Source organism: Pseudomonas sessilinigenes, from assembly GCF_003850565.1.
Taxonomy (GTDB): domain Bacteria; phylum Pseudomonadota; class Gammaproteobacteria; order Pseudomonadales; family Pseudomonadaceae; genus Aquipseudomonas; species Aquipseudomonas sessilinigenes.
This window is the reverse complement of the sequence record NZ_CP027706.1, coordinates 4,679,111-4,691,349: the sequence shown is the minus strand read 5'-3', so window position 1 is coordinate 4,691,349 and position 12,239 is coordinate 4,679,111. Positions and strand designations below refer to the sequence as shown.

Below are 12,239 nucleotides of genomic sequence, written 5' to 3'. Positions count from 1 at the left end.
CCCTAAACTTGGCTCAGCAATCTCAAATGACTATTTGATTTCTCGAATGGTCACTTGTGATGCTGATAATCTTTTTGACTATCAGTCTAACTACACAAGCACCCACACGAATTGCTTGATTCAGTTGTTAAAGAGCGGTTGGTTAAGATCTTTCGTCTCAACCGAGGCGCGCATTCTACAGCAGCCTCATTTGCTGTCAAGTGATTTTTTTAAGAAGTTTTCAAAGTTTCCTTTGTAACTTCAACCACTTGCGCTTTCGATCTCTCGTTAGCGGGAGGCGAATTCTACAGCGTTACACGCTGCTGTCAACACCTCTTTTTAACCGCTTTCGATCGAGAGGATCGAAACGCTAACAAGGCCACTTTCGCTGCCTTATCAGCTCCTTTCGGGCTTCGATGAACTGAAGCGTGACCGCTGTCGAAATCTTGGTAACTCGTTGAATCTCAAAGAGTTTTCCGTTTCGACTGCGCCGGAAGTGGGGCGAATTATAGACCTGTAGAATCTGCCGTCAAGCACTAATTACGTTTTTCTTGCAGAAGACGCTTTTCCAATCATAAGCCGAGGAATACGCCGAGCTACGGAAGGCAGGCGCAACACCATCAATACTACGCCCAAAGACGCATAAACGGCCCACTCCTTCAGGTCGGCTCGGACGATCCACAACATATGCAGCAAGCCGAGCCCAAGAATGAGATAGACCAAGCGATGCAACTTCTTCCAGCGAGCCCCCAACCGTCGCTGGCTATAGCGATTGGATGTTACCGCCAACGACAACAGAAGGATGAACCCCAAACTACCGACAAGGATATAAGGCCGCTTACGCAACTCCACGCCAAGTTGCGACCAGTCCAATCCCAGGATGAAAACGCCGTAGGCACTCAGATGCAGTACCACATAAGCAAAGCACCATAACCCCAGCTGCCGTCGCACAGCGATCCAACCCGACCAGCCTGTCAACTTCTGCAATGGCGTCATACTGAGCGTGAGTAACACAAACACCAGAGCTCCCAAACCCAGCCGGTCGACCAGGACCTTGCCCGGGTCGGGCCCCAGCAACGAAGCCCAAGCCTCATACAACCAATACAAGGGCCATATCGCGCCAGCAATGAAGACACCGACGCGCCAGAACGAATAACGCATCAGTAGTCCTTCCTCAGATCCATCCCTCTATATAAAGAGGCGACCTCTTCCCCATAGCCATTGAACATCTGGGTCTCGCGGACATTCGGGCTGAACAACCCACTGGGAAGGCGCCGCTCCCGTGCCTGGGTCCAACGGGGATGATCGACCGTAGGATTCACATTTGCATAAAAGCCGTATTCATTGGCAGCGATACTCTGCCAAGTCGTCTTGGGCTGCTCACTGACCAAACTGATGCGCACAATGGACTTCACGCTCTTGAAACCATACTTCCAGGGCACCACCAACCGTAGCGGCGCTCCGTTTTGGTTCGGCAACTCCCGTCCATACATGCCAACTGCCAGGATCGCCAGCGGGTTCATCGCCTCATCGAGTCGCAATCCTTCGACATAAGGCCAATCGATCAAGGCGAACCCGGAGCGCTGCCCCGGCATGTGCTCGGGGTCGCGCAAGGTTTCAAAGCGAATGAACTTGGCCTTGCTGGTGGGTTCGACCTGCTTGAGCAGCGCTGAAATGGGAAAGCCGATCCAGGGGATCACCATCGACCAGGCTTCGACGCAACGTAGTCGATAGATACGCTCCTCCAACTGATAAGGCTTGATGAAATCCTCGAGCGCATAACGGCCCGGCTTGGCCACCTCACCATCCACTACAACGCTCCACGGCTCGGTCTTCAGCCCTCCCGCGTTGGCGGCCGGGTCACCTTTATCAGTGCCGAACTCGTAGAAATTGTTGTAGTGGGTCGCGTCTTTGAAGGGGGTGATGGCCTCCCCGTTGGCAACTACCGCCTGCCAACGAGTATCCGGCAGCTTCTGCGTAAACCACGCCGGTGCCCGCCCAGGATCGACGTCGGCATAACTCCCCGCGTCCTCCGCCCTCCCCCAGCGGGGTAACGCGGCCGCAGCAATACCCGCAACAGCACCACCGAGTAATGCGCGTCGAGAAAGATAAAAGGCCTCAGGGGTGATATCCGCTGCTTTGCAGTCAGAGGACTTGGGGAACTTGAGCAGCATGGCAACTCCGCAGTATTGGATGACAGATACACCAATAGACTGCGGAGTATGGGGGAAATTACATCACTCGACGTGATTGCGACGACGAAGGTGCAACAGGTACTGGATGGGGCCCGATGCGGCATAGGCCAGGAACACCAGCAGCAGGATACGTGGCGGATCACTGAATACCACGGCAAATACCAGCACCACGGCAAGGATCGCAACGAACGGCACGCGCCCCTTCAGATCCAGGTCCTTGAAGCTGTTGTACTTGATATTGCTGACCATCAGCATACCGGCGGCGGCCACCAGCAAAGCCACCAGGAACGACATCTTCGAACCCTGGATGCCGTAATCACTGAAGGCCCAGACGATACCCGCCACCACACCCGCCGCTGCCGGGCTGGCCAGGCCAATGAAGTAACGCTTGTCGGCCGTTCCCACTTGGGTATTGAAACGTGCCAGGCGTAACGCGGCACCGGCTACATAGATGAAGGCGACCATCCAGCCGACCTTGCCCATGTCACCCAAGGCCCAGCCAAAGGCCAGCAATGCCGGCGCAACGCCAAACGCCACCATGTCCGACAAGGAGTCGTACTCAGCGCCGAATGCACTCTGGGTGTTGGTCATGCGGGCCACACGGCCGTCCAGGCCGTCGAGCACCATGGCGACAAAAATCGCGATAGCCGCAAAAGCAAAATACTTGCTTGCGCCCGCAGCATCACCGGCACTCAAGGCACTCTGGGCACTCATGGAACTGATGATGGAATAGAACCCCGCGAACAGGTTCGCAGTGGTGAACAGATTAGGCAGAAGATAGATACCACGATGCCGGACTTTACGGCCTTCAGCGTCATGCCCTTCTTCGACATGCTCATCGATCGGTAGCAGGCTTTCGGCGTCAGAGGCCTGGTTTGGCTCTTCGGGACGTTCGCTCATGGACATTACCTTGCAACGGTGTGAAAAGTTTCGACAGATACCCTGGGCCGGGGTTCGGCCGCAAAGGAGCCTGCTTTATACCAGAACCTATCCCCGCAAACGAAAAAACGCGGCCTAGGCCGCGTTTTCCCTGACAAGACTCGAACTTAGTTCTTGGTTTTGTCGACGATCTTGTTCGCAGAGATCCACGGCATCATCGAACGCAGTTGCTCGCCGATGATCTCGATACCGTGAGCGGCGTTGTTACGACGCTTGGCAGTCATCGATGGGTAACCGGTGGCGCCCTCGCTGATGAACATCTTCGCGTACTCGCCGTCCTGGATGCGCTTCAGGGCGTTGCGCATGGCCTGGCGGGATTCGGCGTTGATAACCTCTGGACCCGTCACGTATTCGCCGTACTCGGCGTTGTTGGAGATCGAGTAGTTCATGTTGGCGATACCGCCTTCGTACATGAGGTCAACGATCAACTTCAGCTCGTGCAGGCATTCGAAGTAGGCCATCTCCGGCGCGTAGCCAGCTTCGACCAGGGTTTCGAAGCCGGCCTTGACCAGCTCGACGGTACCACCGCACAGAACAGCCTGCTCACCGAACAGGTCGGTTTCAGTCTCGTCCTTGAAGGTGGTTTCGATGATGCCGGTACGACCGCCACCCACGCCTGCCGCGTAGGACAAGGCAACGTTCTTGGCATTGCCGGAAGCGTCCTGGTAGATCGCGATCAGGTCAGGAATACCACCACCCTTGACGAATTCGGAACGCACGGTGTGGCCTGGGGCCTTCGGCGCGATCATGATCACGTCGAGGTCAGCACGCGGTACTACCTGGTTGTAGTGGATCGAGAAGCCGTGGGAGAAGGCCAGGGTGGCGCCTTTCTTGATGTTCGGTTCGATTTCGTTCTTGTACAGGGCGCCCTGGAACTCGTCGGGAGTCAGGATCATGACCAGGTCGGCAGCGGCAACAGCGCTAGCCACATCAGCCACTTTCAAGCCATGGGCTTCAGCCTTGGCAACAGTGGCCGAGCCTTTGCGCAGGCCAACAGTCACATCGACACCGGAGTCTTTCAGGTTGCAGGCTTGAGCGTGACCCTGGGAACCGTAGCCGATGATGGCAACTTTCTTGCCCTGGATGATCGACAGGTCACAGTCTTTATCGTAGAAAACTTTCATGAACTTCCCCTATGTCAGGCCGTTCCGGCCATTCGCTAATTTGAATTAGATGCTCAGTACTTTGTCGCCACGGGCAATCCCGGTGACGCCACTGCGTACGGTTTCCAGAATCGATGCGGTGCCGATCGATTGAATGAAGCTGTCGAGCTTGTCGCTGGTACCGGTCAATTGAACGGTATACACGCTAGCGCTGACATCAACGATCTGCCCACGATAAATATCGGTAGTACGCTTGACCTCGGCGCGCTGGGCGCCAGTTGCCTTGATCTTGACCAGCATCAGCTCGCGCTCGATATGCGCGCTCTCCGACAGATCCACCAGCTTGACCACCTCGACCAGCTTGTTCAGGTTCTTGGTGATCTGCTCGATGATCTCGTCATGGCCGACAGTGGTGAGGGTCAGACGCGACAGGGTCGGGTCTTCAGTCGGTGCCACGGTCAGGCTTTCGATGTTGTAGTTGCGCTGCGAGAACAGGCCAACAACGCGAGACAAGGCGCCCGGTTCGTTTTCCAGAAGCAAGGAGATGATGTGCCGCATATTAAGTACGCTCCGTCTTGCTCAGCCACATATCGCGCATGGAGCCGTCTTTGATCTGCATCGGATAGACGTGCTCGCTGGTGTCGACCTGGATATCGAGGAACACCAGGCGATCCTTCATGGCAAACGCCTCTTCCATCTTCGGCTTCAGGTCCTTCAGGTCGGTGATGCGGATGCCCACATGACCATAGGCCTCCACCAACCGGACGAAATCAGGCAGCGATTCCATGTAGGAATGCGAATGACGGCTGCCATAGCTCATGTCCTGCCATTGGCGAACCATACCCAGCACGCCGTTGTTCAGGTTGATGATCTTGACTGGCAGGTCGTACTGCAGGCAGGTGGACAGCTCCTGGATGTTCATCTGGATACTGCCTTCACCCGTGACGCAGGCGACATCATTATCAGGGAAGTTCAACTTGACCCCCATGGCCGCCGGGAAACCGAAGCCCATGGTGCCCAGGCCACCGGAGTTGATCCAGCGATTGGGTTTGTTGAACTTGTAGTACTGCGCCGCAAACATCTGATGCTGCCCTACATCGGAAGTCACGAAGGCATCACCCTTGGTCACTTCGCACAGGGTCTCGATCACAGTTTGTGGCTTGATGATGCTGCCGTCGCCCTTGTCATAAGGGAACAGGCCGCGATCACCGCGCCACTCGTCGATCTGCTTCCACCAACTGGCGACCGTATCCTTGTTCGGGGTCTCGCCGATCTCCTTGAGAGCCGCGACCATTTCGGTCAGGACGCTCTCCACCGGACCCACGATCGGCACATCGGCCTTGATGGTCTTGGAGATGGACGCCGGATCGATATCCACATGAATGATCTTGGCGTTCGGGCAGAACTTCGGCGCACCATTGATGACACGGTCGTCGAAGCGTGCGCCAACAGCCAGGATCACATCGGCATGGTGCATGGTCAGGTTTGCGGTATAGCTACCGTGCATGCCGAGCATACCGACGAACTGCCGATCGGTTCCCGGATAGGCACCCAGGCCCATCAAGGTATTGGTCACAGGCAGGTTGAGCATCTTGGCCAACTCGGTCAGCGCCGCAGAGCCGCCACCGAGGATCACACCGCCGCCGGAGTACAGCACCGGACGCTTGGCCGACAGCAGCATCTCCGCCGCCTTGCGGATTTGTCCGGAGTGACCGCGGACAGCCGGGCTATAGGAGCGCAGCTTGGCTTTCTTGGGAAAAACGTATTCGAACTTTTCAGCCGGGTTGGTCATGTCCTTGGGGATATCGACCACTACCGGGCCAGGACGACCCGATTGCGCCAGGTAGAACGCCTTCTTCATGACCTCCGGGATTTCCGAAGCGTGCTTGATCATGAAGCTGTGCTTCACGATCGGCCGGGAAATACCGATCATGTCGGTTTCCTGGAATGCATCGGTACCGACCATGGTGCTAGGCACCTGGCCAGAAATGATCACCATCGGGATCGAGTCCATATAGGCAGTAGCAATGCCGGTGATGGCATTGGTCGCGCCCGGGCCGGAAGTCACCAGCACCACGCCGGCCTTGCCGGTGGCACGGGCATAACCGTCAGCCATATGGGTAGCCGCTTGCTCATGACGAACCAGGATGTGGGTCACTTCCGGTTCTTTGAACAGGGCATCGTAAACATGAAGGAGAGCACCGCCCGGGTACCCGTAGATATATTTGACGCCTTCGTCACGCAAGAAGCGGACGAGCATCTCACCGCCAGATAAAAGCTCCACGTTGTTCACCTCTAAAACGCCAGAATACCGCCCTCAAAAGGGAGCGGGTCTTAATAGGTTTACTTCTCAGCAGAGCATGAGCGACGGTGGTCGCCGACTACGTCAGCACTGACTGAGCAAGCATTGGGAACGCCCCAAAGTGTTGCGGGGTTTTCCCACCCAGCGCGAGGTAACGCGTTGCGGGTGTAGCACTTCGGTGCGGATGTGCACCTCATGATCTGCTGAGTGGGTCTGCTTCTGGCAGTCCCTCTACAGCGGACTTTGGATTCTTCTGTTTCGTCCTCACCAAGTCAAGCTGTCTATATGACTAATTCGAACTAATCGCATGAGAACGCAAGAAAAACCTCAAAACCAAACTAAATTTGCGTTTCGATTGCTCAATTCATCACAACCAAATCATAAACACGAACCTTGACTTTGGCCAAAAACCTACGAACGAGCCTCGCCCCCACAAAAGCTCTGCGGCATCAGAAGATAAAACAGGCACGCAGGAGCGATGCAGGCTGCAAACCCACAGAAGAGCATGACAAAGGAGAGGCAAAGAAACACTGCCAGGCAAGCCTGGCAGTGCCGATTCAACGGGTAGCGATGATGAGTTGGTCGAACTCTTTGAGCAGTACTTGCAACTGCCGATCCCGCCCCTGCATGGCACGGTTAGCGAATACCATCTCGGCCATTTCCTGGATGCCGGAGGCATTGGGCAAGGGCAGATCCTGCTCCAGGATCTGCTTCATGCGCGGGAGGAAGATCCACTGCAACCATTGCTCGAATTCCAGCGTATCCACGGCAAAGGGCTGGGTGCTGGCCAGAGCCTCGCTGCTGGGAACCGTATCGTCCCACAGCCCCTGGAGCCGCAACTCGCGCTCGATCAGCAACAACTGCTCGGCAATTCTCGGGAAGCGCGAATCCATCACAGCGAGACCCGGGCTTTCTGCCGCGCCTGGGCGGCGCCTGCGGCATCCCCCTGCTTCTCCCGCGCCTGGGCGATCAGCTCCCAGAGACTGGCCTGCAAGTCGGGCCGGCCGTTGGCAAAACTCAGGCCGCGGCGGGCAAACTGTTCTGCCTGCGGAGCATCGCCCTGGGCCATGCGCACCTGGGCCAGGCGATACAACACCTGAGGCTCCCGCGGTGCCACACGCTGGGCGCGCTCCAGGCTGGAAGACGCTCCATTCAGGTCACCACTGGACTGCTGCTGCTGAGCGGTGGTCAAGAGGGCCAGTACCGGACCGTCCAGTTGCTCGTCTGCCGACAAGCCACCAGCACGTGCCGAAGGGATGCTGCCTGATGACGGCGGCATGGTGTAGGTCCCCGAAGTGCTCGGAACCGGCTGATAACCCGAACCCTCTACCGGGCCGGGAGTAATGGGACCGGAGCTCGACGGCCCGGGAACGATCGGCGAACTGCTGATCGGCGCCGAAGTGGCCGCACCGCCACCTGGCACCATGACCACCACGCCCGAATCCTCGGGAATGGCTCGTGCCTGGGCTTGCGCCGGACGCTTGATGGTCGTCTGGCGGAAACCTCCGGTAGCGGAAATCCGCTCGTTGTTCGACACCGTAGTACCGGAGTCCACGACGGGAATGGAGCCACGTTGCACGCTGGCGCAACCGTTGAGCAACGCCAGAGCTGTAATAGCTGGAACCCACCACTTGTTCACGTCAAATCCTCATCGCTTAGTTCATCCAGCCCTTGACCCAATCCATCACCGACTCGCCGCCTGCCGGGTTTTCACCACCGCAAGAGGCGCCGGGAGGCGGTTCGCTGCCGCGAATATACGGCATCTGCACGGCGCCCGGACAGTTGGCATCGGAGCCTTGCCCGGTACGCGAATCCACCCACGCCTGAACCACGTTATCCGGCTGCGGCATGTCCAACGGCATCGGATCGGCCTTGCGCATGAAACTGGTCCAAACCTGCAAGGCACCGGTAGCCCCGGTGAACGGCGTCTTGCCGTTGTCGTCGCGCCCCAGCCAGACCACTGCCAGCAAGTCCTGGCTGAAACCTGCGAACCAGCTATCCCTGGAATCGTTACTGGTGCCCGTCTTGCCAGCGAGTGTCAGGCTACCGGGCAGCACGTTATACACCGAGCGCCCCGTACCTTCGCGCATCACTCGCTGCATAGCGCTCTGGATCAGGTAGATCGAACCAGCATCGAAACGCTGCTGTATCTGGAACGGATAGCGCTTGAGTGGCTCGCCCTCAGCGGTCAGCACGCTACGGATGCCACGCATGGGCGTATTGAAGCCACCGTTGGCCAGGGTCTGGTACATGGTGGCCACTTCAATGGGGCTCATTCCCCCGGCGCCCAGCAACATGGAAGGAAACGCCGGGAACTCGCGGGTGACGCCCAGGCGCCCAAGGGTCTTCAAGACATTGGGCACGCCCACTTCCAGGCCAAGCCTGGCCGTGGAAAGGTTGTAGGAGTGGGCCAACCCCTGGTACAGGAACACTGTCCCGTGGGAGCGCCGGTCATAGTTCTGCGGCTTCCATACCTGGCCATCGGCCCCCTTGACCGAGAAGGCCTCGTCCGAGAGCCAACTGGTCAGCGTGTACTGGCTGGGCTTTTCCAGGGCAGTCAGGTAGACCGCCGGCTTGATCAGCGAGCCGATCGGACGCACGGCATCCAGGGCGCGGTTGAACCCGGCAAAGCTGGCTTGGCGGCTACCGATCATCGCCTGCACTTCGCCGGTTTCGGGGTTGGTCACCACCATTGCGGCCTCGACATCCTCGGCCCCTTTGCGTCCTGCCAGGCGCTTGAAGGTATCGTTGACCGATGCCTCGGCCTTCATCTGCAGGATCGGGTCGAAGCTGGTGAAAATCCGCAGCCCTTCCTCGGTCAAGTCTTCGTCACGATAATCCTCGCGCAGTTGGCGCTTCACCAGGTCGAGGAAGCCAGGGAACGAGCTATCCGCCAGGCTGCCGCGCTTGGTCACGCCCAGCGGCATCTTCTTCGCGGCTTCGACTTGCTCGGGGGTGGCAACACCCTGCTGCGCCAGCAGATCGAGCACCAGGTTGCGACGTTCCAGTGCACGCTCCGGATACCGTCGTGGGTTGTAGTAGGACGGCCCCTTGACCATGCCCACCAACAACGCCACCTGATGCAGCTTGAGTTCCGACAATGGCTGGCTGAAGAAGAACTGGCTGGCCAGGCCAAAACCGTGCACCGCACGCTGACCGTCCTGGCCGATGAACACTTCGTTGAGATACGCCTCGAGGATCTCGCGCTTGTCGTAGTGCAACTCCAGCAACAGGGCCATCATCGCTTCGGTGAGCTTGCGCGACAGGCTGCGTTCGTTGGTCAGGAAGAAGTTCTTCACCAACTGCTGGGTCAGGGTACTGCCGCCCTGGCGCATCTGGCCCGAGGATGTATTGACCCAAACGGCCCGGGCGATCGACTTCGGCGAAACCCCGAAGTGCGAATAGAAATCCCGGTCTTCCACCGCCACCAGGGTTTCCAACAGGTACGGCGGGACCTGGTCGATCTTGATCAGGATCCGGTCTTCGAGGTTCTTGGGATACAGGCCGCCAATCAACAGGGGCTCCAGGCGCACCACCGCCAGTTTCGCGCCCTTGCTGCCGGAAAGCTCGGCAACAAAGTCGCCGGAGAAGCGCACCCGCACTGGTTGCGCCTGCTCCAGGCCTTCGTAGAACTGGAATCCACGCGTGTTCAACTCAACGGTATTGCCGTTGACCGACGCCGCGCCAGGGCCATTGGCAATGCTTTCGCGGCGATAGCCCAGGGCATCGAGTTCCGTCAGGAAGTCATCCTTGCTGAGCTTTTGTCCGACGAACAGCTCCAGCGGACGCGCATAAACCTTGGCCGGAATGGTCCAGCGCTTGCCAGAGAACTTCTCCTGGACCACGGCATCGAGATAAACCGCAAAGCCGGCGAGTACCACCAAACCGACCAGGCCAAGCTTGAGCGCCCAGCCCAGCCAGGGGCGCAGGCCGCCGGATGGAGTTTTTTTTGCAGAACGAGGGGATCGGGTACGAGTCATGGCGGCGGATTATACGCACTTTGATTCATCACCAACATGCACCACCCGAGGTTTGCCTTAGTGCCTCCAGCAGCCATAATAACGCCCTCGTTTTTTACCGACTCTGAAGGACCGCCTGTGAGCCAGTCACTGATTGCCGCCCTGCAAAACCCAGCGCTGTACCCACATCCCGTAGATGGGTTCCAGGTCATAGAAACCCACATTTCCTGGGTGATCCTCACCGGTCCCTTTGCCTATAAAGTGAAGAAACCCGTCAATTTCGGTTTCCTGGACTTCACCAGCCTGGAGGCGCGCGAGCACTTCTGTGGTGAAGAACTACGCCTGAACCAGCGCCTGACCCAAGACCTGTACCTGGAAGTCCTGCCCATTACCGGCAGCGCCGAGACCCCGGAACTGGCCGGTAGCGGCCCAGTGGTCGACTATGTGCTGAAAATGCGCCAGTTCCCGCAAAGCCAGTTGCTCAGTACCTTGCAGGCCAACAGCGAGCTGACCGCCGCGCACATCGACGAGATGGCCAAGCAGATCGCCCAGTTCCACCTCAGTGCCCCTCAAGTCCCTGCCAGCCACGAGGCCGGAACGCCACAAAGCGTGATGGCGCCGGTACGCCAGAACTTCGAGCAGATTCGTCCGTTCCTCAGCGACAAGGCCGACCTGCAACAACTCGAGGCCCTGGAGGCCTGGGCCGAAGCCAGCTTCGAACGCCTCAAGCCATTGCTGGGCCAGCGCAAGAACGACGGTTTCATCCGCGAGTGCCATGGCGACATCCACCTGGGCAATGCCACCCTCATCGAGGGCAAGGTGGTGATCTTCGACTGCATCGAGTTCAACGAACCCTTCCGCTTCACCGACGTGTATGCCGATATCGGCTTCCTGGCCATGGACCTGGAAGACCGTGGCCTGAAGAGCCTGGCACGCCGCTTCATCAGCCAGTACCTGGAGCTGACCGGCGACTACCAAGGGTTGGAGCTGCTCAACTTCTACAAAGCCTACCGCGCCCTGGTACGCGCCAAAGTCAGCCTGTTCAGCATGCCGGCCGACGCCACCCCGGTACAACGCGCAACCACCCTGCGCCAGTACCGCAACTATGCCAACCTGGCCGAGAGCTACAGCACCATTCCTTCACGCTTCCTGGCCATCACCTCCGGTATCTCCGCCGTCGGCAAGAGCCATGTAGCGATGCGCCTGGTAGAAGCCCTGGGCGCCATCCGCTTGCGCTCCGACGTCGAACGCAAGCGCCTGTTCGGCGAGCAGCAGGGATCCAACGATCTCAACGCCGGCATCTATAGCAGCGAAGCCAGCGACACGACCTATGCACGACTGCATGAAATCGCAGAGATCATCCTGCGCGCCGGCTTCCCGGCGGTCATCGATGCCACGTATCTCAAGCGAGCCCAGCGCGATGCCGCCGCGAAGGTGGCCGAAGCGACCGGCACTCCCTGCCTGATCATCGACTGCAACGCGCCTGAGGCCGTTGTTGCCAGTTGGCTGGCCCAGCGCCAGGCCGATCAGGAAGACCCGTCCGACGCCACCCTCGAGGTGATCGCCATCCAACGAGCCACTCGCGAAGCCCTGACTGAAGAAGAACTGCTGCGCAGCAAGCGGGTGGAAACCAACGAAAGTGGCAGCCTGGATACCCTGGTGGCCAACATTCGCCAACGCCTGCCGGGCCTCTAAGCGAGTATTTCAGCCGTGAAGCAGCAAAGACTTCACGGCTGAAAAATAGTGGCACTATACTGGCGTC

Annotated in this window: 10 protein-coding genes; 1 reads left to right on the top strand and 9 read right to left on the bottom strand. The window is 58.4% G+C overall.

Features of this window, described 5'->3' with window-relative positions; translation table 11 throughout:
* Positions 1-519: 519 nt before the first annotated feature.
* The 9 genes from msrQ to mrcB all read right to left on the bottom strand — a co-directional run bounded on the left by msrQ (position 520) and on the right by mrcB (position 10,498).
* Positions 520-1,140, bottom strand: coding sequence for a protein-methionine-sulfoxide reductase heme-binding subunit MsrQ (gene msrQ / locus C4K39_RS21775; protein ID WP_124347384.1), 621 nt, complete (start codon positions 1,138-1,140; stop codon positions 520-522).
* The gene (msrP, locus tag C4K39_RS21770) at positions 1,140-2,153 is read right to left on the bottom strand and encodes a protein-methionine-sulfoxide reductase catalytic subunit MsrP (protein WP_124347383.1); all 1,014 of its coding nucleotides are present in this window, start codon (positions 2,151-2,153) and stop codon (positions 1,140-1,142) included. The genes msrQ and msrP overlap by 1 nt, the downstream gene beginning before the upstream one ends.
* A gap of 63 nt (positions 2,154-2,216) precedes the next feature.
* Positions 2,217-3,074 (bottom strand): CDP-diacylglycerol--serine O-phosphatidyltransferase, encoded by an 858-nt coding sequence (pssA, locus tag C4K39_RS21765; RefSeq protein WP_068575496.1) that lies wholly within the window; start codon positions 3,072-3,074, stop codon positions 2,217-2,219.
* Positions 3,075-3,220: 146 nt separating this feature from the next.
* The gene (gene ilvC, locus C4K39_RS21760; protein ID WP_068575497.1) at positions 3,221-4,237 is read right to left on the bottom strand and encodes a ketol-acid reductoisomerase; all 1,017 of its coding nucleotides are present in this window, start codon (positions 4,235-4,237) and stop codon (positions 3,221-3,223) included.
* Positions 4,238-4,282: 45 nt separating this feature from the next.
* Positions 4,283-4,774 (bottom strand): acetolactate synthase small subunit, encoded by a 492-nt coding sequence (gene ilvN / locus C4K39_RS21755; RefSeq protein WP_011063488.1) that lies wholly within the window; start codon positions 4,772-4,774, stop codon positions 4,283-4,285.
* Between the two features lies 1 nt (position 4,775).
* Positions 4,776-6,500 (bottom strand): acetolactate synthase 3 large subunit, encoded by a 1,725-nt coding sequence (locus C4K39_RS21750; RefSeq protein WP_068575538.1) that lies wholly within the window; start codon positions 6,498-6,500, stop codon positions 4,776-4,778.
* 575 nt (positions 6,501-7,075) lie between these two features.
* A complete protein-coding gene (locus C4K39_RS21745; RefSeq protein ID WP_068575498.1) occupies positions 7,076-7,411 on the bottom strand; it encodes a YqcC family protein in 336 nt (111 codons plus the stop codon).
* Positions 7,411-8,157 carry a tetratricopeptide repeat protein gene (locus C4K39_RS21740; protein ID WP_124347382.1) on the bottom strand — a complete coding sequence of 249 codons (747 nt, stop codon included), beginning with the start codon at positions 8,155-8,157 and terminating at the stop codon, positions 7,411-7,413. The genes C4K39_RS21745 and C4K39_RS21740 overlap by 1 nt, the downstream gene beginning before the upstream one ends.
* A gap of 16 nt (positions 8,158-8,173) precedes the next feature.
* Positions 8,174-10,498 (bottom strand): penicillin-binding protein 1B, encoded by a 2,325-nt coding sequence (gene mrcB, locus C4K39_RS21735; protein WP_124347381.1) that lies wholly within the window; start codon positions 10,496-10,498, stop codon positions 8,174-8,176.
* A gap of 117 nt (positions 10,499-10,615) precedes the next feature.
* On the opposite strand from mrcB, the gene C4K39_RS21730 reads away from it, so the two are divergent.
* Positions 10,616-12,172, top strand: coding sequence for a bifunctional aminoglycoside phosphotransferase/ATP-binding protein (locus tag C4K39_RS21730; protein WP_068575501.1), 1,557 nt, complete (start codon positions 10,616-10,618; stop codon positions 12,170-12,172).
* Positions 12,173-12,239: the final 67 nt, after the last annotated feature.

Coding starts and splice junctions, on each gene's coding strand:
- msrQ (WP_124347384.1), bottom strand. CDS start 1,140: ATGCGTTATTCGTTCTGGCGCGTCGGTGTCTTCATTGCTGGCGCGATA.
- msrP (WP_124347383.1), bottom strand. CDS start 2,153: ATGCTGCTCAAGTTCCCCAAGTCCTCTGACTGCAAAGCAGCGGATATC.
- pssA (WP_068575496.1), bottom strand. CDS start 3,074: ATGAGCGAACGTCCCGAAGAGCCAAACCAGGCCTCTGACGCCGAAAGC.
- ilvC (WP_068575497.1), bottom strand. CDS start 4,237: ATGAAAGTTTTCTACGATAAAGACTGTGACCTGTCGATCATCCAGGGC.
- ilvN (WP_011063488.1), bottom strand. CDS start 4,774: ATGCGGCACATCATCTCCTTGCTTCTGGAAAACGAACCGGGCGCCTTG.
- C4K39_RS21745 (WP_068575498.1), bottom strand. CDS start 7,411: ATGGATTCGCGCTTCCCGAGAATTGCCGAGCAGTTGTTGCTGATCGAG.
- mrcB (WP_124347381.1), bottom strand. CDS start 10,498: ATGACTCGTACCCGATCCCCTCGTTCTGCAAAAAAAACTCCATCCGGC.